The sequence below is a fragment of the Citrobacter sp. MNAZ 1397 genome (assembly GCF_023613995.1).
GTDB classification, from domain to species: domain Bacteria; phylum Pseudomonadota; class Gammaproteobacteria; order Enterobacterales; family Enterobacteriaceae; genus Phytobacter; species Phytobacter ursingii.
Map to the genome: position 1 here is coordinate 309,988 of NZ_JAKIVH010000003.1, position 26,358 is coordinate 336,345.

Genomic DNA, 26,358 nt, shown 5'->3' on the forward strand with positions numbered 1-26,358 from the left:
CAGCCATAACGGCTCATGCGGGCCATCTTACCACAACTGTCATCGCGTACTCTTAACTGGCCTGTAACGCTGAGATTTCAGATTTGTCTGCCAGCCTTTTCAACAGCATATTCAACAACACACCGTACATGGGCAGGAAGAAGGCGATACTGATAATGACCTTGAAGGCGTAATCCACCAGCGCGATTTCCATCCAATGCTCGGCCATAAACGGGTCCGGGCTGTGCCAGAAGGCGATGAAGAAAAAGGCGAGGGTATCGCTGGCATTACCGAACACCGTGGAGGCCGCAGGAGCCATCCACCAGCGTTTGTTCTGACGCAGACGGTTAAAGACATGCACGTCGAGGATCTGCCCCAGCGCGTAGGCCATAAAACTCGCGGTGGCGATACGGGCGACGAACAGATTGAAATGGGTCAGCGCTTCGAAGCCCTGCCAGCTTCCCATATAAAACAGTGAAGAGATGCCGTAGGAGATAACCAGTGCCGGGATCATCACCGCGAATATAATCCGCCGTGCCAGTGGCGCGCCAAAAATACGTACGGTCAAATCCGTCGCGAGGAAAATAAACGGGAAACTGAATGCGCCCCAGGTGGTATGGAAACCGAAAATGCTAACCGGTAGCTGCACCAGGTAGTTACTGGAAGTGATCACCAGAAGGTGAAAAAGGGATAACCAGAACAGCGCTTTCATGCGCTGAGTTTGTGAAAACTGCGTCATATTGTGACCTTTTTAGTGTTTGGGGTGAGGGAACCCAATAAATATGTAACGCGTTATTTTATCTGCCGTTTTGACCTTGTTCAGCGCGCGTCATCCTCACGTAAGCCGTGTAGGTGGCGTTGCCTGTGCGCGGGTCTCAATCAAACGGCTGTGCAAAAAACGCGTGTTGATACTGTGCAAAGCCGCAGAATGATACTGCAACACTCCGGCGATGCAATGGTTATTTTTAACGCAATCGTTAACCTGGCTTGCGTCATAAAATGGGCAGCGTAAACTAATGCCGTTTTTTCCCGTGTGAGACGAAAATGAGCGACCTCTTTACTACCGCCGATCATACCCTTGACGCGCTGGGCCTGCGTTGCCCTGAGCCGGTGATGATGGTGCGCAAAACCGTACGCAACATGCAGCCGGGTGAAACCCTGCTGGTGATTGCCGACGATCCGGCGACCACCCGTGACATTCCGGGTTTCTGCCGTTTTATGGAACACGAACTGGTGGCCCATGAGACGCAATCGCTGCCGTATCGCTATCTGGTGCGTAAAGGACAATAACTCCCCCTGACAGGCCGCGTTTTTACGCCGTTTGCGATCTTTGCCACCATTCTAAACCGTTGTTTCATTTTTTAGCGCTTTTTGTGAGGCGCTTCACCCTCCCTTTTCCAGCGGTAGTCTAGGTTTTAAGCGTAAAAATAAAACATTGTTTTAACATTTACCTTTCACTACCCTGGAGAAGACCCGATGAAAACGACTTTCAAGCCGTTGCTGGCCGCGTTGTGCCTGTCCACCGTGTCACTGTTTTCTGTATCCGCTGTTAATGCGCAGACGATCAAAGCTGCTGATGTGCATCCGGAAGGCTACCCCAATATTGTTGCTGTGCAGAACATGGGTGAAAAACTCAAACAACAAACAGACGGCAAGCTGGAAATTAAAGTTTTTCCTGGCGGCGTCCTGGGCGATGAAAAACAGATGATCGAGCAGGCGCAAATGGGCGCCATCGATATGATTCGCGTCTCGATGGCACCCGTCGCCGCCATTCTCCCGGATATTGAAGTGTTCACCCTGCCATACGTATTTCGTGATGAAGACCATATGCATAAGGTTATCGATGGCGATATCGGTAAACAGATTGGCGATAAGCTGACGGCCAACCCCAAATCCCGGCTGGTATTTCTGGGCTGGATGGACTCCGGTACGCGTAATCTCATCACCAAAAAACCAGTGGTGAAGCCTGAGGATTTGAACGGAATGAAAATTCGCGTCCAGGGCAGTCCCGTCGCACTGGCAACGTTAAAACAAATGGGCGCTAATTCGGTGGCGATGGGGGTGAGTGAGGTCTATAGCGGCATGCAAACCGGCGTGATTGACGGCGCGGAAAATAACCCGCCGACGTTTATCGCCCATAACTATATGCCGGTTGCCAAAAACTATACCCTCAGCGGCCACTTTATTACCCCCGAAATGCTGCTCTACTCGAAAGTGAAATGGGACAAACTCAGCGCCGATGACCAGAAAAAAATCCTTACCCTGGCGCGTGAAGCCCAGTTCGAACAGCGCAAACTCTGGGAAGCCTATACCCAGCAGGCACTGGATAAAATGAAAGCAGGCGGCGTGCAATTTCATGACATTGATAAATCGGTGTTTATCAAAGCGACAGAGCCGGTGCGCGCCCAGTATGGCGACAAGCATCAGGATCTGATGAAAGCTATCGCCGACGTCAAATAACCCCCCACTTTTCTGCGGAGAATGTATGTCAGAACTCTACTTAAAGTGGATGGATCGCCTGTACCTGTTCGCCATGGCGGTGGCCGGAATATCGCTACTGGTAATGACGATTGTTATTCCGATCGGCATTTTTTCGCGTTACGTACTGAATCGCGGAGAGTCATGGCCGGAGCCTGTCGCCATTATCTGCATGGTGACGTTTACGTTCATTGGCGCGGCGGTGGGATACCGCGGCGGTTCCCATATTGCGGTCAACATGCTCACGGATCGTCTGCCTGAAACGCTTAAGATCCTCTGTGCGAGAGTGGTTGATCTGCTGATGCTGCTGATCTCGGGGATCATGTGCTGGTACAGCTACTGGCTATGCGTAGAACTTTGGGAACAACCTGTTGCGGAGTTTCCCTTGCTGACCTCAGGCGAAAGTTATCTGCCATTGCCGATAGGATCGGCCATTCTCATCCTGTTCGTGCTTGAACGATTGTTGTTCGGCTCGCAGGAAAACCGCCCGGTCGTACTGATTGGCAACCATGGGTAAGGGGTGAAAAATGGATGCATTTGTCTTGTTGTTCACCCTCGCCCTTTTACTGGCGCTGGGGATGCCGGTTGCTTTTGCGGTAGGTTTGAGCGCCGTTGCCGGCGCGCTGTGGATTGATCTTCCGCTGGAGGCGTTGATGATCCAGATAACCAGTGGGGTGAACAAATTCACGCTACTGGCAATCCCGTTTTTTATTCTGGCGGGGGCGATCATGGCAGAAGGGGGAATCGCCCGGCGGCTGGTCAACTTCGCCTATCTGTTTGTCGGGTTTATCCGCGGTGGGCTGTCGCTGGTGAACATTGTCGCCTCGACCTTTTTTGGCGCGATTTCCGGCTCGTCGGTCGCCGATACGGCGTCCATCGGCAGCGTGATGATCCCGGAAATGGAAAAGAAGGGCTATCCGCGCGAATACGCGGCGGCGGTAACCGCCAGCGGGTCGGTGCAGGCGATTTTGATCCCGCCCAGCCATAACTCGGTCATTTATTCGCTGGCGGCGGGAGGCACGGTATCCATTGCGACGCTGTTTATCGCGGGCGTACTGCCGGGTTTGCTTCTGGGCGTGAGCCTGATGGTGTTATGTCTGGGTTTTGCCCACAAACGCGGTTACCCGAAAGGGGAGCGGATTCCGTTTAAGCAGGCGATCAAAATGTTCGTTGATGCACTATGGGGGCTGATGACGGTAGTGATTATTCTCGGCGGTATTCTTTCCGGGATTTTTACTGCCACGGAATCTGCCGCTGTCGCCTGCCTGTGGGCCTTCTTCGTCACCATGTTTATCTACCGGGATTACAAATGGAATGAGCTGCCGAAGTTGATGTGCCGCACCGTTAAGACGGTCACCATTGTGATGATTCTCATCGGCTTTGCGGCCGCCTTTGGCGCCGTGATGACCTATATGCAGCTTCCGATGCGCATCACCGAATTTTTCACATCGCTGTCGGATAACAAATACGTCATTCTGATGTATCTCAATATCATGCTGTTGCTGATCGGTACCTTGATGGATATGGCGCCGATCATCCTGATCCTGACGCCGGTGTTGCTGCCAGTGACGAATGCACTGGGGATTGATCCGGTTCATTTTGGCATGATCATGATGGTCAATCTCGGGATCGGATTGATTACGCCTCCCGTCGGATCGGTGTTGTTTGTTGCCAGTGCGGTGAGTAAGCAGAAAATTGAAACGGTGGTGAAGGCGATGCTGCCGTTTTACGCGATGCTGCTGATTGTGCTGGGAATGGTGACCTATATTCCGGCGATCTCTCTCTGGCTGCCTGGGGTGCTGGGAATGCAGTAAGAAATTCCCGGGTGCGGCTGACGCCTAACCCGGGCTACGGTAAAAGAGTAGCCCGGGTTAGCGAAGCGACATCCGGGGTTTTTTTATTTGCGTAATAAACGCAGTGCGTTGGCGGTTACCAGCACCGTCGCGCCGGTATCTGCCAGTACCGCCAGCCACAGGCCGGTTATTCCGAGCAATGTTGTCACCAGGAAAATGGCCTTCAGCCCCAGCGCGATAGCAATGTTCTGCCGGATATTGGCCTGCGTGGCGCGGGCAAGGCGAATCATCTGCGCCAGCCCGCCGAGCCGGTTATGGGTTAATGCCGCATCGGCGGTTTCCAGCGCCACGTCCGTCCCGCTGCCCATCGCAATGCCAATGGTCGCGGCTTTCATCGCCGGGGCATCGTTGATGCCATCACCAATCATCGCCAGCGGCGCATCCTGATTCAGCAAGGTAACTGCGCTCACTTTATCTTCGGGTAATAGCCCGGCGCGGAAGTCCATCTGTAACTCTCCGGCAATCGCGGCAGCGGCGCGCGGGTTATCGCCCGTTAATATCACGCCCTCCACGCCCAGATTACGCAGTGCGGCGATGGTTTCCCGCGCATCCTCTCGCAGGGTATCGCGCAGTGACAGAGAGCCAATCGCGACGCCATCACGCAGGGCGACGATCACCGTTTCCCCCTGGCTTTCGCGGGCATTGATATCGGCCAGCAGCGCGGCATCCAGTACCTCTGGCGGCAGCTTATCCGGTGCGCTCAGGCGGATAAACTGACCCTCAACCCGCGCCTCAATACCTTTACCCGTCAGCGTGCGCTGCCCGGTAGCCTGAGGCGGTACCAGTTTGCGCGTCAGGGCTTCCTGCACAATAGCCTGCGCCAGCGGATGGGTCGAACCCTGCTCTACGGCAGCGCTCAATGCCAGCAGGGAGTCCTCGTTACTCCCGGCCAGTGGATACACGCCGACAACCTGCGGTTTCCCGATGGTCAGCGTGCCGGTTTTATCAAACGCCACATGCTGAACGCGGCCAAGTTGTTCCAGCGCCGCGCCGCCTTTAATCAGCGCGCCACGACGTGCCGCCGCGGCCAGGCCTGACGTAATGGCGGCTGGTGTTGAGATAACCAGTGCGCACGGGCAACCAATCAGCAGCAATGTCAGCCCCTTGTAGATCCACGCCAGCCAGTCTGCCGAGAACAGCAACGGCGGCAACACGGCGACCAGCAGGGCGATAACCATAATCACCGGCGTGTAAATCCGGCTAAAGCGGTCGATAAAGCGTTCAATGGGCGCGCGGCGCTCCTCGGCTTCTTCTATCAGCTTGAGGATACGGTCAATCGCGCTTTCGCCGGGGCGGGACACCACCTCCAGCGTTACCAGACGGTCAACGCTGGTTGCGCCTGCAGGAATGCTGTCGCCGTTGCTATGTTCGACGGGCAGAGATTCGCCAGTCAGTGCGCTCTCATCAAAGCTGGCGAACGGCGTCAAAAGCTTGCCATCCGCCGGTAAGCGCCCGCCTGCCGGGACCTCGATAACATCGCCGGGGCGCAAGTCCTGTGCGCTAACGCTCTGCCGCTCGCCCTCGCGGATGCGCGTGGCGGTGTCCGGTTTCAGCGCCATCAGTGCGCTCACCCCTTTTCTGGCGCGGCTGGCTGCCCAGCCTTCAAGCCGCTCGCCCACCAGGAACAGCAGTAGCACCATGGCGGCTTCTGCCGTCGCACCGATAAACAGTGCGCCGATGGCGGCAACGCTCATCAGCGTTTCGATAGCAAACCAGCTACCGCTACGCATCAGGCGCAGTGCCTGGCGCGCAATGGGATAGAGCCCCACCAGGGTGGTCACGATAAAGGCCGTCTGGCCCAGCGGATGGTTAAACTGCTCCAGCAGCCAACTGATTGCCATCAGCACAATCAGGATCAGAAGTGGCATATTTTCCTGCCAGCGCGATGGTGCAGACGCTTTGGGCGCGTTTTCATCCTGCACGGCGTACCCGGCCTGTTGAACAGCGTTTTCCACCTGTTTGCGGATATCGTTATCGGCAATGACAGTGAGTTTTTCGGTAGCAAAGGCGACCTGAACCTGATTGACCCCGGCTATCTGGCGAACGGCATTTTCCACCTTGCGGGCGCAGGCTGCGCAGTCCATCCCTGTTACCCGCCAGCTGTAACGTTCACCATTGATATTTTCGAGGGGCGCGGCGGCAGTTTCACAGGGGGCGTCGCACGTACAAGGCGCCGTTTTCTCGGGTAACGGGCGAAGTTTCATGGCCGCAAACTGCGGGGGATTTTTATTGTCGAGGGGTGTCATTGCATCCTCCGGTGAATGATAATTTTCTCATTAACCGGAGGATACACTCTGGAGTCGACTCCAGAGTCAAGCGTTTTAAATGTACAGCGAACGCACGATCAGGAAGTGCCCGGCAAAGTAGCAGGCCGCGGAAATCGCGTTATCGGCGCGGAAGCGGCGGCGGTAATGGCTACCCAGCCAGACAACGTTGCTTATCAGCAGCAACGCCGCGCCAACAAACGCAGAGAGCGCCGGACTGGTGGGACGGAAGAACCACAGCTCACCAGCCAGCCAGACCATCACCAGCGTCATGGCTATAAATGTGCAAACGGGTAAACGCAGCTCTTCCAGACGCGACCAAATCACCGCAATCAATACGGCGCCAACAACCAGTAGCACAACCGGCAGCGGCCAGAAGAAGGAGAGCGACATCTGCGTGGCGAAATAGATTGTGTAAAGCAGGTGGGCAAGGAAGAAGGCGCCAATGGCGTAGAGCAGTTGCTGGCGCGGCAGTAAGGTTAGCGCATCGCCAATCAGCGAGGCGCACAAACCTGCGAGTACAAGGTAGCTGATGGCATCAAACATGGGGGCTTGCCAGGCCAGTAACAGTAACAGCAGCAGCGTGACAGGTTTGAATACCCAACGTTGCCAGACTGGCCCACGGTAGGAAGCGTCCACATACAGCCAGGCGGAAAAACAGACAGCAATAAATGACCAAAGCATATTAAGTCCCTGAATCCGTTATTGTATCGCGAGCACCATGCCCACGGCTCTACTTATGAGTTTAGTGGTCGTAGCAGATGAATGACAATGTTACGGAAGACAGGGGAATCTTAAAAAGGTGCCTTTTATTTTTTTGCTTTCAGTTTTTTCAGCCAGATAAGCAGCTCAAAAACGCCAAAGACAAAGATGCGAAATTCTTCAAGCCGCGTCATTTGCGGGCCGTCTTTCGGCAGCGTTTTTTTCATCATCGTCGCCTGTATAGCGTGCATAAAGATAGTGAAAAACAGCGCCACGTTGACGAAAATATTCAGCGGCTTAGGAAACGGGGAAAACAGGTTCAGCAGCAAAAAAGCCCAGACAAAAAGCATTAACAGCCGTCCCAGATTAATCAGTATGTTCATTTTCCTCTCCTTGTGATTCACGCTGATATAAGCGGTAGGCGACCTGTCCCGCGACTTTCTCCCGGTGCAAACTCCAGCTTGCAGGGACCGGCGGCAGGCCATTTTCAACTTCGCTTTCAACATAGATTAGCGCGCCATTGGCCAGCCAGCCGTTGTTTTCCAGCAGGGTTAATGTCTCTTCGAGCATCCCTTTGCGAAACGGCGGGTCGACAAACACAATATTGTGCGGGGTACCGCTTTGGGCAAGATATGCCAGCGTGTTCCCGGTGACCACTTTACCGTTGGCGGCTTTCAATGTTGCCAGGTTTTGCTGCAACTGCTGTGCGACGCCGCGTTCCATTTCGAGTAGCGTGGCACTGGCGGCGTAGCGCGACAAGGCTTCTAAGCCCAGCGCGCCGCTTCCGGCGAAGCAGTCGAGACAACGCGCGTCGACCATGGACGGCGCCAGCCAGTTAAACAGGGTTTCGCGCACACGGTCAGTTGTCGGGCGCAAGCCAGGGCTGTCCGGCACCGGGAGTTTGCGTCCCCGCCATTGCCCACCAATAATACGTATCTGGCCGGTGGTGGCCCGATTGGGTTTCTTCATGGTCATCGCTTAGCTCATCATTTCGGCCTGCTATTCTAACGATGCCCGACGCGGCGCGAAACCTTAATCCGCAGGCGGTGATGCGAGTTAAGGAAAGTGATAGACTATCTCTCTAATTAACCCTAATTTTCAGCCCTGTTGCGCCAGTACGGGCTGCGCCATGAATAAACCGCGAGGAGTGTAGTCGCAAATGGCAGATGAGAAGAAACGTGGCTTTTTTTCCTGGCTGGGCTTTGGGCAAAAAGATCAGGTAAAAGAAAAAGAAGCGGAGCAGGCAACTGAAACGCAGTCGCCGCATACCCAGGAAGAGAGCGAAACCTTTGCAGAAGAGGTCATTGAGGTTACTGAAAAGCTGGTTGAAAGCGAAAAGCCGCAGCCAGTAGAAGAGGAACTGAAGCCTGAGGTTGTGGCGCGTGAAGAGCTGCCGCTGCCGGAAGAGGTGAACGAACCGGAAGGTGCTGCGGAAGAGTGGCAGCCGGAGCAGGAGCCTGTCGACGAAGACGCGGCGATAAGCGATGAAGAGCTGGAAGCCCAGGCGCTGGCTGCGGACGCGGCTGAAGAAGCGCTGGTGGTGGTACCGGTTGACGAAGTCGAAGAGCCAGCCCAGGAGGCTGTTGAAGAGGCCGTTATTGAACAAGAGAAACCGACTAAAGAAGGTTTCTTTGCGCGACTCAAACGCAGCCTGCTGAAAACAAAAGAGAATCTCGGTTCCGGATTTATCAGTCTGTTCCGAGGTAAAAAAATCGACGATGATCTCTTCGAAGAACTGGAAGAGCAGTTACTGATTGCCGACGTCGGGGTGGAAACCACGCGTAAAATCATTACGAGTCTGACTGAAGGCGCGTCGCGCAAACAGCTGCGTGATGCCGAGGCACTGTATGGTTTGCTCAAAGAAGAGATGGGTGACATCCTTGCCAAAGTTGATGAACCGCTGAATGTTGAAGGCAAAACACCGTTTGTTATTCTGATGGTTGGCGTCAACGGAGTCGGTAAAACGACCACCATTGGTAAACTGGCGCGTCAGTTTGAACAACAGGGCAAGTCGGTGATGCTGGCCGCCGGGGATACGTTCCGTGCCGCGGCTGTCGAGCAGTTGCAGGTGTGGGGGCAGCGTAACAATATTCCGGTTATCGCCCAGCATACGGGGGCCGATTCCGCCTCGGTGATTTTCGATGCCATCCAGGCCGCGAAAGCACGTCATGTGGATGTGCTCATCGCCGATACTGCCGGGCGCTTGCAGAATAAAGCGCACCTGATGGAAGAGTTGAAAAAAATCGTCCGCGTGATGAAAAAGCTGGACGAAGACGCACCGCATGAAGTGATGCTGACCATTGATGCCAGCACCGGGCAGAATGCGGTAAGCCAGGCCAAACTGTTCCATGAAGCCGTTGGCCTGACGGGTATCACCCTCACCAAGCTGGACGGTACGGCGAAGGGCGGTGTGATTTTCTCGGTAGCGGATCAGTTTGGCATTCCTATCCGCTACATCGGGGTCGGCGAACGTATTGAGGATCTACGTCCGTTTAGCGCGGGCGATTTTATAGAGGCACTTTTTGCCCGAGAGGATTAACAATGATTCGCTTTGAACACGTCAGCAAAGCCTATCTCGGTGGGAGACAAGCGTTGCAGGGGGTGACATTCCATCTGCAACCGGGCGAGATGGCCTTTCTGACCGGCCACTCCGGCGCAGGGAAAAGTACCCTGCTCAAGCTTATCTGTGGCATTGAGCGGCCAAGCGCCGGGAAAATTGTGTTTGGCGGGCACGATATTACGCGCCTGAAAAACCGTGAAGTGCCGTTTCTGCGTCGGCAGATCGGTATGATTTTCCAGGATCACCATTTGCTGATGGACAGGACGGTCTATGACAACGTGGCTATTCCGTTGATCATTGCCGGGGCCAGCGGTGATGACATCCGTCGTCGCGTTTCCGCAGCGCTGGACAAGGTAGGTCTGCTCGACAAAGCGAAGAGTTTTCCAATTCAGCTTTCCGGCGGTGAACAACAGCGCGTGGGTATTGCCCGCGCGGTAGTGAACAAACCTGCGGTGCTGCTGGCAGACGAACCGACCGGTAACCTGGACGATGCCCTTTCCGAAGGGATTTTACGTCTGTTTGAGGAGTTCAATCGTGTTGGGGTCACTGTGTTAATGGCGACGCACGATCTGGGGCTGATTTCCCGGCGTTCGTACCGCATGCTGACTTTAAGCGATGGCCATTTGCATGGAGGCCTGGCGGGTGAATAAGCGTGATGCATTGAATCAAATGCGGCAATTCGGCAGCAAGCTGGACCGTTTTCGTAAATCGGCGGGCGGTGCCGGTGATGCAGGCCGTAGCGCACCACGACGTGGTAAAGGTGCGCCGAAAGTCAGTTCGCGTAAGACCAACGTCTTTAACGAACAGGTGCGTTATGCCTTCCAGGGCGCCCTTCAGGACCTGAAAAGTAAACCTTTTGCCACCTTCCTGACGGTAATGGTGATTGCCATTTCCCTGACGCTGCCGAGCGTCTGTTATATGGTGTACAAAAACGTGAACCAGGCGGCGTCGCAGTATTATCCGTCCCCGCAAATCACGGTCTATTTCGATAAGGCGCTGGATGATGACGCAGCGGCGCAGGTGGTTGGTCAGCTCCAGGCTGAGCAGGGTGTAGAAAAGGTAAACTACCTTTCTCGTGAGGATGCGCTCGGCGAATTCCGCAACTGGTCTGGTTTTGGCGGTGCGCTGGATATGCTTGAAGAGAACCCGCTGCCTGCGGTGGCGGTGGTGATTCCTAAACTCGATTTCCAGAGCACGGAATCGCTGAAAACCCTGCGCGATCGTATTTCGAAACTGCACGGTATTGATGAAGTGCGGATGGACGACAGCTGGTTTGCCCGCCTTGCGGCACTAACCGGGCTGGTTGGTCGGGTGTCGGCAATGATTGGCGTGCTGATGGTAGCGGCGGTGTTCCTCGTTATCGGCAACAGCGTCCGTCTGAGCATTTTTGCCCGCCGTGACACGATTAACGTACAAAAATTAATTGGCGCAACGGACGGTTTTATTCTGCGTCCTTTCCTGTATGGCGGGGCGCTATTGGGTTTTAGTGGCGCATTTTTATCACTGATTCTTTCTGAGATTCTGGTGCTGCGGCTCTCCTCTGCGGTGAGCGAAGTGGCGCAGGTCTTCGGCACGAAGTTCGATCTGAACGGCCTGTCGTTTGATGAATGCCTGCTACTGTTGCTGGTGTGCTCAATGATTGGCTGGGTTGCTGCCTGGCTTGCAACTGTGCAACATTTACGTCACTTTACTCCGCAGTAAAAAAAGTCTGATATACTCTTTCCCTGCAATGCAGTATTCCCGTCGCAGGGAAAGCGTATAGCGTATATCTCCTTTCCTTTGCCGCGGTTTTTCATTCTTATGTCACATTTTGTGCCTAATTTATTCACAATCCAGCCTGGAACTTGTGGATAAAATCACTGTCTGATACAAGAGTGGATGATATTCTCGTTGCTCATTAACGCTGGCATGTGTGTTGCCTGATGGGGACAGACCGCCGCCAGTCGAATGTAATTTGAGAGGATTTGAATGACCAAAGAAATGCAAACTTTAGCTTTAGCCCCTGTTGGTAACCTGGAATCTTATATCCGGGCCGCTAACGCATGGCCGATGTTGACGGCTGATGAAGAAAGGGCACTGGCTGAAAAGCTGCATTACCAGGGCGATCTGGAAGCAGCTAAGAAGCTGATCCTGTCACACCTGCGCTTTGTTGTTCATATTGCTCGTAACTATTCGGGCTATGGTCTGCCGCAGGCGGATCTGATCCAGGAAGGCAATATCGGCCTGATGAAAGCCGTACGTCGCTTCAACCCCGAAGTGGGTGTGCGCCTCGTCTCTTTCGCCGTGCACTGGATTAAAGCTGAGATTCATGAGTACGTGCTGCGTAACTGGCGTATTGTGAAAGTCGCGACCACCAAAGCACAGCGTAAGTTGTTCTTTAACCTGCGTAAAACCAAGCAGCGTCTGGGCTGGTTTAACCAGGACGAAGTGGAAATGGTGGCCCGGGAACTGGGCGTGACCAGCAAAGACGTGCGTGAAATGGAATCACGTATGGCGGCGCAGGACATGACTTTCGATATGTCGCCAGATGATGAATCTTCCGATAGCCAGCCTATGGCGCCGGTTCTCTATCTGCAGGACAAATCGTCGAACTTTGCCGATGGCATTGAAGACGATAACTGGGAAGAGCAGGCCGCCAATAAGCTGACGGATGCGATGCAAGGTCTCGACGAGCGTAGTCAGGCGATCATTCGTGCTCGCTGGCTGGATGAAGAGAACAAAACAACGCTGCAGGAACTGGCAGATCGTTACGGTGTTTCCGCTGAGCGTGTGCGTCAGCTGGAAAAGAACGCGATGAAGAAACTGCGTGCCGCGATCGAAGCGTAATTCTGTACGTTAAATAATGGGCCGGGTCAGCGAGAGCTACCCGGCTTTTTGTTTTCTGGCGTTCAGTTTTCTGTTTTCAGGGCTGTTACTGGGTAGCTCGGATGAGGCGACGCCGCATCCGGGGTCAGACAGGCCAGCAAGACCTTAAACGCCGCGTCCATCTCCTCTTCCTCCATGGCAGCAAACCCCATCAGCAGTCCCTTCAACGGCTTGTCGCCGGAGTAATACCGTGATAATGCTCGCACCAGGACCCCCCGCTCATTCGCGCGCCTGGCAAGCGCCACGTCATCACATTCAGCAGGCAGTGAAAGCACCAGGTGTAACCCGGCATTGTCGTTATATTCGCTTAGCGCCTCTTTGCCCAGCGCATCGATAATCAGGCCCGCCAGTCGGGCGCGGCGGCGGGCATAGAGCAGACGCATCCGGCGGATATGTGCGGTGTAATGTCCCTCGGTAATAAACTGTGCCAGCGCCTCCTGATCCAGCAATCGGCCGCCGCGATACAGCTCTGCATGCGCTGTTTTTAGCGAATGCATTAATGGCCGTGGCAACACCAGATAACCCAGACGCAGACCGGGGTAGAGCGTTTTGCTGAATGTCCCGGTGTAGATAACCGGTGCGTCATCAACCAGCCCTTGTAACGCGGGGATCGGCTGGCCGGAAAAGCGAAATTCGCTGTCGTAATCATCCTCAACAATCCAGCTTCCCGTCTGCCGGGCGAGTGCCAACAGGCGCTGGCGCCGCTCCAGGCTCATTACGCAGCCCAGCGGATACTGATGAGAAGGGGTTACAAAAATTAGCCTGGGGGGTGTGTAGCCGGTATCCGGCGGTTGCATGCCGGCAAGATCGACGTCAATTGCCTGCAGTTCGACACCGTTCATCGCCAAGACGTTACGAATACCCCAGTAGGCTGGTTCTTCAATCCATGCACTATCGCCGGGATTACACAGCATGCGCGACACCAGGTCGATGGCCTGGTGAATACCCTCGGTTATCAGGATTTGCCCGGCGCTACAGCGCACGGAGCGGGTGACGCGCAGATATTCCACCAGCGCCTGTTGCAATGCCTGACTACCGCCAGCATTGCTGTAAGAGAGTTGGCTGGCCTGGGGCTTGCGGCTGATACGGGTCTGGATTTTACGAAACAGGGCGTGTGGAAAGGCGCTAACATCGGGCACACCGGGCAAAAATGCTCCCCACTGGCGCGGGCTGGCGCTGCTTTTTTGCAGTAGCGCCTGGCCCCGCAAGGAAAGATGAGAGGGAAGATCGCCCGCACCGTGTCCGGCAGGCGACAGAGGCGCTGAAAGTAGGCTGTCTGGCACCGTCTGTGCCACAAAGGTGCCGCTTCCGGCACGGGAAACGACGTAACCTTCCGCCACAAGCTGCTCGTAAACCGTCAACACCGTATTGCGCGACAGGAGGAGTTCTGCGGCTAAATCACGGCTCGGCGGCAGGCGGCTTTGCGGGGCCAGACTCCCCTCGAGGATCGACAGGCGAATCGCGTTATATAATTTCTTATGCAGTTTGCCTTCGGTTTGTTCGTCCAGACGCAACTGCAGTAAATCACACACGAGCGAGCGCAAATTGGATCCCTTAATTATTCAAAACTGGTACTCGATTATAGGACCGCTTGTGTCATTGTTGCAAAAGAGGGTTGCTGCGAAATGAATCAATGACGGGGGGAGTTTAAGGTGAAGAATAACGAATTACATCAACGCCGTTTACAGGCGACACCGCGTGGTATTGGCGTGATGTGCGGCTTCTATGCCGAAAAAGCAGAAAACGCGACGCTCTGGGATGTGGAAGGCAACGAAGTCATCGATTTCGCCGCCGGGATTGCAGTGCTCAATACCGGGCATCGTCACCCAAAAATCGTCGCAGCGGTGGAAAAACAGCTGCAGGCGTTTACCCATACGGCCTATCAAATTGTCCCGTACGAAAGCTATGTCTCGCTGGCGGAACGCATTAACGAACGCGTGCCGGTAGACGGCCCGGCCAAAACGGCCTTTTTCTCGACCGGGGCGGAAGCACTGGAAAACGCGGTGAAAATTGCCCGCGCCTATACCAAACGACCTGGTGTGATTACCTTCGGCGGCGGCTTCCACGGACGTACCTATATGACCATGGCACTGACCGGTAAAGTGGCGCCGTACAAAATCGGCTTTGGCCCGTTTCCTGGTTCCATTTTCCATGCGCAATTTCCCAATACGCTCCATGGTGTAAGCACTGACGATGCACTGAAAAGTCTGGATCGTATCTTCAAAGCGGATATCGCCCCCGATCAGGTTGCGGCTATCCTGCTTGAACCGGTTCAAGGGGAAGGCGGATTCAATATTGCCCCTGACGACTTTATGCAGGCGCTGCGTAAACTCTGTGACACTCACGGCATTCTGCTGATTACCGATGAAGTGCAGTCTGGCTTTGCGCGCACCGGTAAACTCTTTGCGGTGGAACATTACAGCGTCAAACCGGACTTGATCACCATGGCGAAGAGTCTGGCAGGTGGCCTGCCGCTTTCTGCGGTAGCGGGGCGTGCGGAAGTCATGGACGCACCGGCACCGGGCGGTTTGGGCGGTACTTATGCCGGCAACCCATTAGCCGTGGCCGCGGCGCATGCCGTGATGGATGTGATTGACGAAGAGAATCTGTGCGAACGCGCTAACCACCTGGGTAAACATCTGGTTGAAGTGCTGACTAAAGCGAAAGCAGACTGTCCGTACATCGCGGATATTCGCGCTCAGGGTTCTATGGTCGCCGTGGAATTTAACGATCCGCAAAGCGGGGAGCCGTCGGCAGAATTCACGAAACAAGTACAGGATAAAGCGCTGACCGCCGGGTTGTTGCTGTTGAGTTGTGGTGTCTACGGCAACGTGATCCGCTTCCTCTATCCGCTGACCATCCCGGAAGTTCAGTTCCGTAAAGCACTGGATATTCTCTACCAGTCGCTGACCCACTAATTACCCTACACAAAGAAAGCCGCCGTCTGGCGGCTTTCTTACCCACTGTCATCCGCCTGTTATATAACCTTCAAAATTGTGGTTCCAAATTTCAGAAAATGGGTTATGTTTTAGCAGAGAATGCTGCCAAGACACGGGCGGCATCCCTGCTGGCTACTATCATATTCTTTGCTTATGACCGTCAGCAAAATAATGTGTCAAATAACAACATCACAACAAATGCAATCACCATAAACAATGGGGAATCTCAGGATGAAAATGAAGGGTAAAGCGTTACTGGCAGGATGTGTCGCGTTAGCGATGAGCAACATGGCATTCGCGAAAGATATTAAAGTCGCTGTCGTGGGTGCGATGTCTGGCCCGGTTGCGCAATACGGTGATCAGGAGTTTACTGGCGCTGAGCAGGCTGTTGCTGATATCAACGCCAAAGGCGGTATCAAAGGCGACAAGCTGGTTATCACCAAATATGATGATGCCTGCGACCCGAAACAAGCTGTTGCAGTAGCGAACAAAGTGGTTAACGACGGCATCAAATACGTTATTGGTCACCTGTGCTCCTCTTCTACCCAGCCTGCGTCCGATATTTATGAAGACGAAGGTATTCTGATGATTACGCCAGCAGCGACGGCTCCGGAGCTGACGGCTCGCGGCTATAAACTGACTCTGCGCACCACCGGCCTGGATTCTGATCAGGGCCCGACTGCGGCAAAATACATTCTGGAACACGTTAAACCGCAGCGCATTGCTGTTATCCACGATAAACAGCAGTACGGTGAAGGTCTGGCGCGTGCCGTACAGGATGGCCTGAAAAAAGGCGGCGCGAACGTGGTGTTCTTTGACGGTATCACGGCTGGCGAGAAAGACTTCTCCACGCTGGTTGCGCGTCTGAAAAAAGAAAACATCGACTTCGTTTACTACGGTGGCTATCACCCGGAAATGGGCCAGATCCTGCGTCAGTCTCGTGCTGCCGGTCTGCAAACTAAATTTATGGGTCCGGAAGGCGTAGCGAACGTTTCCCTGTCTAACATCGCGGGCGATTCTGCCGAAGGCATGTTAGTGACCAAACCGAAGAACTACGATCAGGTTCCAGCGAACAAACCTATCGTAGAAGCGATCAAAGCGAAGAAACAGGATCCGAGCGGCGCATTTGTATGGACCACCTACGCCGCGCTGCAGTCTCTGGCTGCTGGCCTGAACCAGTCTTCTGACCCGGCGGCTATCGCGACCTGGCTGAAAGGCAACTCTGTTGAGACCGTTATGGGGCCGTTGTCCTGGGACGAGAAGGGTGACCTTAAAGGCTTTGAGTTCGGCGTGTTCACCTGGCATGCGAATGGCACCGCCACTGACGCCAAATAAACAGTAAAAAGGCAACGCAAGTTGCCTTTTTTAATGTTTGCGCCCTCTCCCTGTGTGAGAGGGCCGGGGTGAGGGCATCAGACCGCACAGACCTACTTCCCCGGATGCGCTGCGCTTATCCGGACTACTTTCTTACGCGCTGACGCGTTTTACCCAGCCATCTTGCTCAGCGGTAAAGCCCATTGCCTGAGCGAATGCGGCCATCACGCTGCGATCTTCCACGCCGGCTTCGGTAATCCACCAGGTAGTAATAGCAGGATTATCGCGGATCACTTCTTCGAGCAAATATTGGCCAACGCCGCGGCGACGGGTGACATCACGCACGCGCAGCGAATCCAGAGCAGCCTGAGTGCCACTCCGGGTCACACGAACAGCGCCTAGTAATCGGTCGTTAAAACGCGCCGCATAAATGCGATGTGTTTCGTCAACCTCCAGCGATGCAGGGGAGTATTCAGGCCAGACTTTAGCTAAATCAATATGATCCTGCTCGGTAAAACTTACCAGACGGATAATGGTCAATTTCATTCACAGCTTGTCCATGTCTCAAAAGATATTTGCAGTGTAAACAATTTCCTCTGACGCAGGCTGTTACTTTTTCATTTTTCGGTTTGCAGGCGATTACTTTTGAGCCAGGCGTTGCGGCAGATTTAAACATTAGGGATCGAAAAACAGGCAGCATTTTCCCCTGAAAGGTAGCGTTTTATTCCGCTCTTTGTGCCATTATTTTATGCTGTAAACTGAACTTTTTTGGTTTATCTCCAGCGTAATTCAGAATATTATCTCTGCTTAATCGCCTGAAAAATAGAGTATTTAGTCTGGTTTTTGCCAAAAAACTGCGCTAAACCATTCATGGCGCTGGTAAAAATAGCGTTGTCTATAAAAAGTACAGAATGCTTTTTAACCATAAAAAAACAATATATTTACACACGACATCACGAACGAGGATTTCAGAATGAGAAGGAACGCGAAGACATTAATCGCGGGGATGGTTGCACTTGCGATGTCTCACGCGGCCATGGCGAAGGATATAAAAGTTGCGGTTGTGGGGGCGATGTCCGGTCCGATTGCTCAATGGGGCGATATGGAGTTCAACGGTGCGCGCCAGGCTATCAAAGATATCAACGCTAAAGGCGGCGTTAAGGGCGACAAACTGGTCGCTGTGGAATATGACGACGCCTGTGACCCGAAACAAGCCGTTGCGGTGGCGAACAAAGTCGTTAACGACGGTATCAAATACGTAATTGGACATCTCTGCTCATCGTCAACGCAGCCTGCGTCTGACATCTACGAGGATGAAGGCATCCTGATGATCTCCCCCGGGGCGACTAACCCGGAACTGACCCAGCGCGGCTATCAGCACATTATGCGTACCGCAGGCCTGGACTCGTCTCAGGGGCCGACCGCCGCGAAATATATCCTCGGCACGGTTAAGCCGCAACGCATTGCCATCATTCACGACAAGCAGCAGTACGGTGAAGGCCTGGCGCGTTCTGTTCAGGAAGGTCTGAAAGCCGGTGGCGCGAATATCGTCTTCTTCGACGGCATTACCGCCGGTGAGAAAGATTTCTCTGCTCTCGTAGCCCGCCTTAAGAAAGAAAATATCGATTTTGTCTACTACGGTGGTTATTACCCGGAAATGGGGCAGATTCTGCGTCAGGCGCGTGCGAATGGTCTGCAGACCCAGTTTATGGGGCCAGAAGGCGTAGGGAATGCATCTCTTTCCAACATCGCGGGCGATGCGGCGGAAGGCATGCTGGTGACGATGCCGAAGCGTTACGACCAGGATCCGGCTAACCAGACCATCGTCGACGCGTTAAAAGCCGAGAAGAAAGACCCGAGTGGTCCGTATGTCTGGATCACCTATGCCGCAGTACAGTCTCTGGCACAGGCAATGGCGCGTTCTGGCAGTGATGAACCGCTCGCGCTGGTAAAAGATTTAAAAGCTAACGGAGCTAAAACCGTCATTGGGCCGCTGAACTGGGATGAGAAAGGCGATTTGAAAGGATTTGATTTCGGAGTCTTCCAGTGGCATGCCGATGGTTCGTCCACGGTAGCCAAATAAGGCAACCACTTATCATATTTCGCGCCGCAGATGCGTTGGCTGCGTTTATCCACCCCGGTCACGTATGACTTGTACGCTTCCGGGCTGAACAAACTTGCCGTCTTCCTGCAACTCGAATTATGGCGAGTGGGGGTTCAACATCCCGGCTTGTCGGGTTTAGAAAGGTTACGTTATGTCCGAGCAGTTTCTCTATTTCTTGCAGCAGATGTTTAACGGCGTGACGCTGGGAAGCACCTATGCATTGATCGCCATCGGTTACACCATGGTGTATGGCATTATCGGCATGATCAACTTCGCCCATGGCGAGGTCTATATGATCGGCAGTTATGTCTCCTTTATGATTATTGCCGCTTTGATGATGATGGGTATCGACGCCAGTTGGCTGCTGATTGCCGCAGGCTTTGTCGGCGCTATCGTCATTGCCAGCGCGTATGGCTGGAGTATTGAGCGTGTGGCCTATCGGCCGGTGCGCAACTCCAAACGCCTGATTGCACTGATTTCCGCCATCGGCATGTCAATCTTCCTGCAAAACTATGTCAGCCTGACCGAAGGTTCACGTGACGTCGCGTTGCCGAGCCTGTTTAACGGCCAGTGGACGGTCGGCAGCAGTGATAATTTCGCTGCCACCATCACGACTATGCAGCTGGTTATCTGGATTGTGACCTTTGTTTCCATGCTTGCGCTGACGGTGTTTATCCGTTATTCCCGCATGGGGCGCGCCTGCCGCGCCTGTTCAGAAGACCTGAAAATGGCGAGCCTGCTTGGTATCAACACTGACCGCGTGATTGCCCTGACCTTTGTGATCGGCGCAGCGATGGCGGCAGTGGCGGGTGTGTTGCTCGGTCAGTTCTATGGCGTAATCAACCCCTATATCGGCTTTATGGCGGGGATGAAAGCCTTTACCGCAGCGGTACTGGGCGGTATCGGTAGCATTCCGGGTGCGATGATCGGCGGCCTGATTCTGGGCATCACCGAAGCACTCTCCTCGGCGTACCTGAGTACGGAATATAAAGACGTGGTGGCGTTTGCCCTGCTGATCATCGTGCTGCTGGTGATGCCGACCGGTATCCTGGGTCGCCCGGAGGTTGAAAAAGTATGAAACCAATGCATTTTGCGATGGCGTTGCTCTCAGCCGTCCTGTTTTTTGTGCTGGCGTCCGTCTTTATGGGCGTACAGTTAGAGCTGGATGGTACCAAACTGGTGGTGAACACCGCGGCGAGCATTCGCTGGGAGTGGGTGTTCATTGGTACTGCCGTGGTCTTTTTCTTCCAGTTGCTGCGCCCGGTTTACCAGAAAACCCTGAAAAACGTCTCGGGGCCGAAATTCATTCTGCCGGCGATCGACGGTTCGACCGTTAAACAGAAACTCTTCCTGGTGGCCCTGCTGGTTGCTGCCGTAGCATGGCCGTTTGTGGTTTCGCGCGGTACGGTGGATATCGCCACCATGACCATGATTTATATCATCCTCGGCCTCGGGCTGAACGTGGTGGTGGGGCTGTCCGGTCTGCTGGTGCTGGGTTATGGCGGTTTCTACGCCATTGGCGCTTACACCTTCGCGCTGCTGAACCACTATTACGGCCTCGGCTTCTGGACATGTCTGCCGCTGGCGGGCCTGGTATCAGCGGCAGCGGGTTTCCTGCTGGGCTTCCCGGTACTGCGTCTGCGTGGAGATTACCTGGCGATTGTCACCCTCGGTTTCGGCGAAATCGTCCGTATTCTGCTGCTGAACAACACTGAAATTACCGGTGGTCCGAACGGGATCAGCCAGATTCCAAAGCCGACGCTGTTCGGGCTGGAGTTTAGCCGTACTGCGCGCGAGGGCGGCTGGGATACGTTCAGCAACTTCTTTGGCGTGCCTTATGATCCCAGCGACCGTGTCGTCTTCCTTTATATGGTTGCGCTGCTGCTGGTCATCATTACCCTGTTTGTGATTAACCGTCTGCTGCGTATGCCGCTCGGTCGCGCCTGGGAAGCGCTGCGTGAAGATGAAATTGCCTGCCGCTCTCTGGGCCTCAACCCGACCCGCATCAAGCTGACTGCGTTCACTATCAGCGCCGCGTTTGCGGGTTTTGCCGGTACGCTGTTTGCTGCACGCCAGGGTTTTGTCAGCCCGGAGTCCTTCACCTTTGCGGAGTCCGCATTTGTGCTGGCAATCGTGGTTCTGGGCGGTATGGGTTCGCAGTTTGCGGTTATCCTGGCAGCGATTCTGCTGGTGGTTTCCCGTGAGCTGATGCGTGATTTCAATGAGTACAGCATGTTGATGCTGGGTGGATTGATGGTACTGATGATGATTTGGCGTCCTCAAGGCTTGCTGCCGATGACCCGTCCGCAACTGAAACTGAAAAACGGTCAGGCAAAGGGAGAGCAGGCATGAGTCAGCCATTGTTATCCGTAAACGGCCTGATGATGCGTTTTGGCGGCCTGCTGGCCGTCAACAACGTGGCGCTGGATTTACATCCTCAGGAGATCGTTTCGCTGATTGGCCCGAATGGTGCGGGCAAAACCACCGTCTTTAACTGCCTGACCGGTTTCTACAAACCGACGGGCGGCACCATCATGCTACGCGAGCAGCATCTGGAAGGGTTGCCAGGTCAGCAAATCGCACGCATGGGTGTAGTTCGTACTTTCCAGCACGTACGACTGTTTCGTGAAATGACGGTGATTGAAAACCTGCTGGTGGCACAGCATCAGCAACTGAAAACCGGTGTGTTCTCCGGCCTGCTGAAAACACCGTCTTTCCGCCGCGCGCAAAGTGAAGCGCTGGATCGCGCCGCCACCTGGCTTGAGCGTATTGGTCTGCTTGAGCATGCCAACCGCCAGGCAAGCAACCTCGCCTATGGCGACCAGCGTCGCCTGGAGATTGCCCGTTGCATGGTGACGCAGCCGGAAATCCTGATGCTGGATGAACCGGCGGCAGGTCTGAACCCGAAAGAAACCAAAGAGCTGGACGAGTTAATTGTTGAGCTGCGTAACAACCACAACACCACCATCTTGCTCATCGAACATGATATGAAGCTGGTGATGGGGATCTCCGATCGTATTTATGTCGTCAACCAGGGGACGCCGCTGGCTAACGGTACGCCGGAAGAAATTCGTAATAACCCGGACGTGATCCGTGCATACCTCGGTGAGGCATAAGATGGAAAAAGTCATGTTGTCCTTTGACAAAGTTAGCGCCCACTACGGCAAAATCCAGGCATTGCACGATGTCAGCCTGCATATCAATCAGGGTGAGATTGTTACCCTGATCGGTGCCAACGGCGCGGGTAAAACCACGCTGCTGGGTACCTTGTGCGGCGATCCGCGTGCAACCAGTGGTCGTATCGTGTTTGATGGCAAAGACATTACCGACTGGCAGACGGCGAAAATTATGCGTGAAGCGGTGGCGATTGTGCCGGAAGGGCGCCGTGTCTTTTCCCGTATGACCGTGGAAGAGAACCTGGCGATGGGCGGCTTCTTTGCCGACCGTGACCAGTTTCAGGATCGTATCAAGTGGGTCTACGAGCTGTTCCCTCGTCTGCATGAACGTCGGATTCAGCGTGCGGGCACGATGTCCGGCGGCGAACAGCAGATGCTGGCGATTGGTCGCGCGTTAATGAGCCAGCCGCGCCTGCTGCTGCTGGACGAACCCTCACTGGGGCTTGCGCCGATCATCATTCAGCAGATTTTCGATACCATCGAACAACTGCGTAAAGATGGGATGACAATCTTCCTCGTCGAGCAGAACGCCAACCAGGCGCTGAAACTCGCCGATCGCGGCTATGTGCTGGAAAACGGCCACGTCGTACTGGAAGATACCGGCGATGCGCTGCTGGCGAACGAAGCGGTGCGTAGCGCCTATCTGGGCGGTTGATCGCGTTTCCCCCTCACCCTAACCCTCTCCCTCAAGGGAGAGGGAACCGATCGCGTTGAGCAATAAACCTGGCACCGCTTTTCTCCCTCTCCCCGTGGGAGAGGGGCGGGATGAGGGCATCAGGTTGCACCCAACCCTAAAAACCCCTTCACACAACCATCATCTCTCTGACGCCTGGCTGTCACCTTATTGTAATTAAAAGGTTATTTTTCTGTCATTCGAGCATGTCATGTTACCTCGCGAGCATAAAACGCGTGATATCGCGCATCCGGCACAACAAGAGAGAAAACCGAATGACACCGTTACGACACACAGCTTTAGGACTGGCTCTTGGGTTGATCTTTGCAGGCAACGCAATGGCTGTCACGACAATCCCATTCTGGCATTCCATGGAAGGCGAGTTAGGCAAAGAAGTTGACTCCCTGGCGCAACGTTTTAACGACACTCACCCGGATTACAAAATTGTGCCGGTGTACAAAGGTAACTACGAGCAGAGCCTGAGTGCGGGTATCGCAGCGTTTCGTACCGGTAATGCGCCGGCCCTGCTGCAGGTTTACGAAGTAGGGACGGCGACCATGATGGCATCGAAAGCCATTAAGCCGGTCTACGAAGTGTTCAAAGACGCCGGTATCAACTTTGATGAATCCCAGTTTGTGCCGACCGTTGCCGGTTACTACACCGATTCAAAAACGGGTCACCTGCTGTCCCAGCCGTTCAACAGCTCCACACCGGTGCTGTACTACAACAAAGATGCTTTCAAAAAAGCGGGTCTGGATCCCGAGCAACCGCCAAAAACCTGGCAGGATCTGGCTGCATACACGGCCAAACTAAAAGCAACAGGGATGAAGTGCGGTTACGCCAGCGGCTGGCAGGGTTGGATCCAGATTGAAAACTTTAGCGCCTGGCACGGCCTGCCTGTTGCGACCAAAAACAACGGTTTCGACGGTACGGATGCGGTTCTGGAGTTCAACAAACCGGAGCAGGTGAAACACATCGCCATGCTCGAAGAGCTGAACAAGAAGGGCGATTTCAGCTATTTCGGTCGTAAAGACGAGTCTACCGAGAAGTTTTATAACGGCGACTGTGCGATTACCACTGCGTCCTCTGGCTCGCTGGCGGATATCCGTCATTACGCCAAATTTAACTACGGTGTGGGCATGATGCCTTACGACGCCGACGTGAAAGGCGCGCCGCAGAACGCCATCATCGGCGGGGCCAGCCTGTGGGTTATGCAGGGCAAAGACAAGCCGACCTATACCGGTGTTGCGCAGTTCCTTGAGTTCCTGGCTAAACCGGAAATCGCCGCTGAATGGCACCAGAAAACCGGCTACCTGCCGATCACTACGGCGGCATACGATCTGACCCGTAAAGAAGGCTTCTATGACAAGAACCCGGGTGCGGATATCGCGACGCGCCAGATGCTGAACAAGCCGCCGTTGCCATTCACCAAAGGTCTGCGTCTGGGCAACATGCCGCAGATTCGTACCATTGTGGATGAAGAACTGGAAAGCGTCTGGACCGGCAAGAAAACGCCACAGCAGGCGCTGGATTCGGCGGTCGAACGTGGTAATCAACTGCTGCGCCGCTTCGAGCAGTCGACTAAGTCTTAATGTAAAGGTGCTGGATGTTCCCCGGTGGCGCTGCGCTTACCGGGGCTACATCATTAAGTAGCCCGGATAAGGCGCTTGCGCCGCCATCCGGGAGTGCATTCAGCAACGTTTAGCCAAAGAGTAACCTCATGTCCTCATCCCGTCCGGTGTTTCGTTCCCGCTGGCTGCCTTACCTGCTGGTCGCGCCTCAATTGGTTATCACCGTTATTTTCTTTATCTGGCCTGCAGGCGAAGCGCTGTGGTATTCGGTACAAAGTGTTGATCCGTTCGGCCTGTCGAGTCAGTTCGTGGGCCTTGATAATTTTGTGGCCCTGTTCCATGACGGCTATTACCTTGAGTCCTTCTGGACAACGATGCGTTTTAGCGCGCTGGTCACCTTTTTTGGCCTGTTCTCGTCCCTGTTCTTTGCCGCACTGGTCGACAACGTGGTACGCGGCAGCCGTGTATACCAGACGTTAATGCTGCTCCCGTATGCCGTCGCCCCGGCCGTCGCCGCGGTGTTGTGGATATTTCTCTTCAACCCTGGTCGCGGTTTGATAACCCACTTTCTTGAACAATTTGGTTATAACTGGAACCATGCGCAAAACAGTGGACAGGCCATGTTCCTGGTGGTTTTTGCTTCTATCTGGAAGCAGATTAGTTACAACTTTTTATTCTTCTTCGCTGCGCTGCAATCTATTCCCCGTTCCCTGGTGGAAGCGGCGGCGATTGACGGCGCAGGGCCGATTCGACGCTTCTTTAAGCTCTCGTTGCCGCTGATTGCCCCGGTGAGTTTCTTCCTGCTGGTGGTCAACCTGGTGTATGCCTTTTTCGATACCTTCCCGGTGATTGATGCCGCAACGGCGGGTGGCCCGGTACAGGCAACGACCACGCTGATTTATAAGATTTACCGTGAAGGCTTTGCCGGTCTGGATCTGTCCGCTTCCGCTGCACAGTCCGTGGTGCTGATGTTCCTGGTGATCGTGCTGACGGTCGTTCAGTTCCGTTATGTTGAAAGCAAGGTACGCTACCAATGATTGAGAATCGTCCCGGGCTGACTTTTTTCAGCCACCTTCTGCTTATTCTGGGCATTGTGACGATCCTGTTTCCGCTGTATGTCGCCTTTGTGGCGGCAACGCTGGATAACAACGCCGTTTATGAAACGCCAATGACCCTGATTCCCGGCACGCACCTGCTGGAAAATATGAAAGCGATTTGGATTAACGGCGTTGGCGTTAACAGTGCGCCGTTCTGGCTGATGATGCTTAACAGCTTCATCATGGCGTTCTCTATTACCGTGGGGAAAATCGCCGTCTCGATGCTCTCCGCCTTTGCCATCGTCTGGTTCCGCTTTCCGCTACGTAACCTCTTTTTCTGGATGATTTTTATCACCCTGATGCTGCCGGTTGAAGTGCGTATTTTCCCGACGGTGGAAGTGATTGCGAACCTGAAAATGCTCGACAGCTACACCGGGTTAACGCTACCGCTGATGGCTTCGGCTACGGCGACATTCCTCTTTCGCCAGTTTTTTATGACGCTGCCGGATGAGCTGATGGAAGCGGCGCGTATTGATGGCGCCTCACCGATGCGCTTTTTCCGGGATATCGTGCTGCCGCTGTCAAAAACCAATCTGGCGGCGCTGTTTGTCATTACCTTTATCTACGGCTGGAACCAGTATTTATGGCCCCTGCTTATCATCAGCGACGTCAATCTGGGCACCGCTGTCGCGGGCATCAAAGGCATGATCGCCGTAGGTGAAGGCACCACACAATGGAATCAGGTGATGGCGGCCATGCTGCTCACGCTGATTCCCCCGGTCGTTATCGTTTTTGCCATGCAGCGTGCGTTTGTGCGTGGTCTGGTAGACAGTGAGAAATAAG

25 protein-coding genes are annotated in these 26,358 nt (G+C 54.3%); 18 read left to right on the plus strand and 7 right to left on the minus strand.

Annotation, left to right across the window (positions count from 1 at the left end; genetic code table 11):
• Positions 1-52: 52 nt before the first annotated feature.
• A complete protein-coding gene (locus tag L2097_RS18665; protein ID WP_047372768.1) occupies positions 53-718 on the minus strand; it encodes a 7-cyano-7-deazaguanine/7-aminomethyl-7-deazaguanine transporter in 666 nt (221 codons plus the stop codon).
• 305 nt (positions 719-1,023) lie between these two features.
• Between L2097_RS18665 and tusA the strand changes: the two genes are divergently transcribed.
• From tusA to L2097_RS18685, 4 genes are all read left to right on the plus strand, one after another.
• Positions 1,024-1,269, plus strand: coding sequence for a sulfurtransferase TusA (tusA, locus tag L2097_RS18670; protein ID WP_047372769.1), 246 nt, complete (start codon positions 1,024-1,026; stop codon positions 1,267-1,269).
• Positions 1,270-1,455: 186 nt separating this feature from the next.
• The gene (locus L2097_RS18675) at positions 1,456-2,439 is read left to right on the plus strand and encodes a TRAP transporter substrate-binding protein (protein WP_047372770.1); all 984 of its coding nucleotides are present in this window, start codon (positions 1,456-1,458) and stop codon (positions 2,437-2,439) included.
• A 25-nt stretch (positions 2,440-2,464) separates the two neighbouring features.
• Positions 2,465-2,974 (plus strand): TRAP transporter small permease, encoded by a 510-nt coding sequence (locus L2097_RS18680; RefSeq protein WP_250353474.1) that lies wholly within the window; start codon positions 2,465-2,467, stop codon positions 2,972-2,974.
• A 10-nt stretch (positions 2,975-2,984) separates the two neighbouring features.
• Entirely contained in the window at positions 2,985-4,271 is a 1,287-nt protein-coding gene (locus L2097_RS18685; RefSeq protein WP_047372772.1) for a TRAP transporter large permease, read from the plus strand.
• Positions 4,272-4,354: 83 nt separating this feature from the next.
• On the opposite strand, the gene zntA is transcribed toward L2097_RS18685, so the two are convergent.
• From zntA to rsmD, 4 genes are all read right to left on the minus strand, one after another.
• Complete coding sequence (zntA, locus tag L2097_RS18690; RefSeq protein WP_250353475.1) at positions 4,355-6,556, minus strand: Zn(II)/Cd(II)/Pb(II) translocating P-type ATPase ZntA; 2,202 nt, start codon at positions 6,554-6,556, stop codon at positions 4,355-4,357.
• A gap of 75 nt (positions 6,557-6,631) precedes the next feature.
• The gene (locus L2097_RS18695; RefSeq protein WP_047372774.1) at positions 6,632-7,258 is read right to left on the minus strand and encodes a lysoplasmalogenase; all 627 of its coding nucleotides are present in this window, start codon (positions 7,256-7,258) and stop codon (positions 6,632-6,634) included.
• A gap of 125 nt (positions 7,259-7,383) precedes the next feature.
• Complete coding sequence (locus L2097_RS18700) at positions 7,384-7,653, minus strand: DUF1145 family protein (RefSeq protein ID WP_223883642.1); 270 nt, start codon at positions 7,651-7,653, stop codon at positions 7,384-7,386.
• Complete coding sequence (gene rsmD / locus L2097_RS18705) at positions 7,643-8,245, minus strand: 16S rRNA (guanine(966)-N(2))-methyltransferase (protein ID WP_047373459.1); 603 nt, start codon at positions 8,243-8,245, stop codon at positions 7,643-7,645. Before rsmD ends, L2097_RS18700 begins: the two co-directional genes overlap by 11 nt.
• Before the next feature lie 190 nt (positions 8,246-8,435).
• On the opposite strand from rsmD, the gene ftsY reads away from it, so the two are divergent.
• From ftsY to rpoH, 4 genes are all read left to right on the plus strand, one after another.
• Entirely contained in the window at positions 8,436-9,815 is a 1,380-nt protein-coding gene (gene ftsY, locus L2097_RS18710) for a signal recognition particle-docking protein FtsY (RefSeq protein WP_047372776.1), read from the plus strand.
• Positions 9,816-9,817: 2 nt separating this feature from the next.
• The gene (gene ftsE, locus L2097_RS18715) at positions 9,818-10,486 is read left to right on the plus strand and encodes a cell division ATP-binding protein FtsE (protein ID WP_041851332.1); all 669 of its coding nucleotides are present in this window, start codon (positions 9,818-9,820) and stop codon (positions 10,484-10,486) included.
• Complete coding sequence (gene ftsX, locus L2097_RS18720; RefSeq protein WP_047372777.1) at positions 10,479-11,537, plus strand: permease-like cell division protein FtsX; 1,059 nt, start codon at positions 10,479-10,481, stop codon at positions 11,535-11,537. The genes ftsE and ftsX overlap by 8 nt, the downstream gene beginning before the upstream one ends.
• Positions 11,538-11,804: 267 nt before the next feature.
• Positions 11,805-12,662, plus strand: coding sequence for an RNA polymerase sigma factor RpoH (gene rpoH, locus L2097_RS18725; RefSeq protein WP_041851334.1), 858 nt, complete (start codon positions 11,805-11,807; stop codon positions 12,660-12,662).
• A 62-nt stretch (positions 12,663-12,724) separates the two neighbouring features.
• On the opposite strand, the gene pdxR is transcribed toward rpoH, so the two are convergent.
• Positions 12,725-14,245: a MocR-like pyridoxine biosynthesis transcription factor PdxR gene (pdxR, locus tag L2097_RS18730; RefSeq protein WP_250353476.1), complete on the minus strand. Its 1,521-nt coding sequence runs from the start codon at positions 14,243-14,245 to the stop codon at positions 12,725-12,727.
• A gap of 108 nt (positions 14,246-14,353) precedes the next feature.
• Here pdxR and L2097_RS18735 point away from each other — a divergent pair, with 108 nt between their 5' ends.
• The gene (locus L2097_RS18735) at positions 14,354-15,619 is read left to right on the plus strand and encodes a 4-aminobutyrate--2-oxoglutarate transaminase (RefSeq protein WP_250353477.1); all 1,266 of its coding nucleotides are present in this window, start codon (positions 14,354-14,356) and stop codon (positions 15,617-15,619) included.
• Positions 15,620-15,871: 252 nt separating this feature from the next.
• A complete protein-coding gene (locus L2097_RS18740) occupies positions 15,872-16,975 on the plus strand; it encodes a branched-chain amino acid ABC transporter substrate-binding protein (RefSeq protein WP_167337910.1) in 1,104 nt (367 codons plus the stop codon).
• Between the two features lie 132 nt (positions 16,976-17,107).
• Here L2097_RS18740 and panM read toward each other — a convergent pair whose 3' ends face one another.
• Complete coding sequence (gene panM / locus L2097_RS18745; RefSeq protein ID WP_250353478.1) at positions 17,108-17,500, minus strand: aspartate 1-decarboxylase autocleavage activator PanM; 393 nt, start codon at positions 17,498-17,500, stop codon at positions 17,108-17,110.
• A gap of 427 nt (positions 17,501-17,927) precedes the next feature.
• Here panM and livK point away from each other — a divergent pair, with 427 nt between their 5' ends.
• From livK to ugpE, 8 genes are all read left to right on the plus strand, one after another.
• Positions 17,928-19,037, plus strand: a complete 1,110-nt coding sequence (livK, locus tag L2097_RS18750; protein WP_250353479.1) for a high-affinity branched-chain amino acid ABC transporter substrate-binding protein LivK — start codon at positions 17,928-17,930, stop codon at positions 19,035-19,037.
• A gap of 172 nt (positions 19,038-19,209) precedes the next feature.
• Positions 19,210-20,136, plus strand: coding sequence for a high-affinity branched-chain amino acid ABC transporter permease LivH (gene livH / locus L2097_RS18755; RefSeq protein ID WP_047372782.1), 927 nt, complete (start codon positions 19,210-19,212; stop codon positions 20,134-20,136).
• Entirely contained in the window at positions 20,133-21,410 is a 1,278-nt protein-coding gene (locus L2097_RS18760; protein ID WP_250353480.1) for a high-affinity branched-chain amino acid ABC transporter permease LivM, read from the plus strand. Before livH ends, L2097_RS18760 begins: the two co-directional genes overlap by 4 nt.
• Positions 21,407-22,174 (plus strand): high-affinity branched-chain amino acid ABC transporter ATP-binding protein LivG, encoded by a 768-nt coding sequence (gene livG / locus L2097_RS18765; RefSeq protein ID WP_047372784.1) that lies wholly within the window; start codon positions 21,407-21,409, stop codon positions 22,172-22,174. Before L2097_RS18760 ends, livG begins: the two co-directional genes overlap by 4 nt.
• Before the next feature lies 1 nt (position 22,175).
• Positions 22,176-22,889, plus strand: coding sequence for a high-affinity branched-chain amino acid ABC transporter ATP-binding protein LivF (gene livF, locus L2097_RS18770; protein ID WP_047372785.1), 714 nt, complete (start codon positions 22,176-22,178; stop codon positions 22,887-22,889).
• A 293-nt stretch (positions 22,890-23,182) separates the two neighbouring features.
• Positions 23,183-24,499: a sn-glycerol-3-phosphate ABC transporter substrate-binding protein UgpB gene (ugpB, locus tag L2097_RS18775; protein WP_041851342.1), complete on the plus strand. Its 1,317-nt coding sequence runs from the start codon at positions 23,183-23,185 to the stop codon at positions 24,497-24,499.
• 128 nt (positions 24,500-24,627) lie between these two features.
• Positions 24,628-25,515 carry a sn-glycerol-3-phosphate ABC transporter permease UgpA gene (ugpA, locus tag L2097_RS18780; RefSeq protein WP_047372786.1) on the plus strand — a complete coding sequence of 296 codons (888 nt, stop codon included), beginning with the start codon at positions 24,628-24,630 and terminating at the stop codon, positions 25,513-25,515.
• A complete protein-coding gene (gene ugpE / locus L2097_RS18785; RefSeq protein WP_085006310.1) occupies positions 25,512-26,357 on the plus strand; it encodes a sn-glycerol-3-phosphate ABC transporter permease UgpE in 846 nt (281 codons plus the stop codon). The genes ugpA and ugpE overlap by 4 nt, the downstream gene beginning before the upstream one ends.
• Position 26,358: the final 1 nt, after the last annotated feature.

Coding starts and splice junctions, on each gene's coding strand:
- rsmD (WP_047373459.1), bottom strand. CDS start 8,245: ATGAAGAAACCCAATCGGGCCACCACCGGCCAGATACGTATTATTGGT.
- livH (WP_047372782.1), top strand. CDS start 19,210: ATGTCCGAGCAGTTTCTCTATTTCTTGCAGCAGATGTTTAACGGCGTG.
- L2097_RS18665 (WP_047372768.1), bottom strand. CDS start 718: ATGACGCAGTTTTCACAAACTCAGCGCATGAAAGCGCTGTTCTGGTTA.
- rpoH (WP_041851334.1), top strand. CDS start 11,805: ATGACCAAAGAAATGCAAACTTTAGCTTTAGCCCCTGTTGGTAACCTG.
- livG (WP_047372784.1), top strand. CDS start 21,407: ATGAGTCAGCCATTGTTATCCGTAAACGGCCTGATGATGCGTTTTGGC.
- zntA (WP_250353475.1), bottom strand. CDS start 6,556: ATGACACCCCTCGACAATAAAAATCCCCCGCAGTTTGCGGCCATGAAA.
- ftsE (WP_041851332.1), top strand. CDS start 9,818: ATGATTCGCTTTGAACACGTCAGCAAAGCCTATCTCGGTGGGAGACAA.
- L2097_RS18680 (WP_250353474.1), top strand. CDS start 2,465: ATGTCAGAACTCTACTTAAAGTGGATGGATCGCCTGTACCTGTTCGCC.
- L2097_RS18675 (WP_047372770.1), top strand. CDS start 1,456: ATGAAAACGACTTTCAAGCCGTTGCTGGCCGCGTTGTGCCTGTCCACC.
- ugpE (WP_085006310.1), top strand. CDS start 25,512: ATGATTGAGAATCGTCCCGGGCTGACTTTTTTCAGCCACCTTCTGCTT.
- ftsY (WP_047372776.1), top strand. CDS start 8,436: ATGGCAGATGAGAAGAAACGTGGCTTTTTTTCCTGGCTGGGCTTTGGG.
- L2097_RS18695 (WP_047372774.1), bottom strand. CDS start 7,258: ATGCTTTGGTCATTTATTGCTGTCTGTTTTTCCGCCTGGCTGTATGTG.
- ugpB (WP_041851342.1), top strand. CDS start 23,183: ATGACACCGTTACGACACACAGCTTTAGGACTGGCTCTTGGGTTGATC.
- L2097_RS18740 (WP_167337910.1), top strand. CDS start 15,872: ATGAAAATGAAGGGTAAAGCGTTACTGGCAGGATGTGTCGCGTTAGCG.
- L2097_RS18760 (WP_250353480.1), top strand. CDS start 20,133: ATGAAACCAATGCATTTTGCGATGGCGTTGCTCTCAGCCGTCCTGTTT.
- L2097_RS18685 (WP_047372772.1), top strand. CDS start 2,985: ATGGATGCATTTGTCTTGTTGTTCACCCTCGCCCTTTTACTGGCGCTG.
- livK (WP_250353479.1), top strand. CDS start 17,928: ATGAGAAGGAACGCGAAGACATTAATCGCGGGGATGGTTGCACTTGCG.
- panM (WP_250353478.1), bottom strand. CDS start 17,500: ATGAAATTGACCATTATCCGTCTGGTAAGTTTTACCGAGCAGGATCAT.
- tusA (WP_047372769.1), top strand. CDS start 1,024: ATGAGCGACCTCTTTACTACCGCCGATCATACCCTTGACGCGCTGGGC.
- ugpA (WP_047372786.1), top strand. CDS start 24,628: ATGTCCTCATCCCGTCCGGTGTTTCGTTCCCGCTGGCTGCCTTACCTG.
- livF (WP_047372785.1), top strand. CDS start 22,176: ATGGAAAAAGTCATGTTGTCCTTTGACAAAGTTAGCGCCCACTACGGC.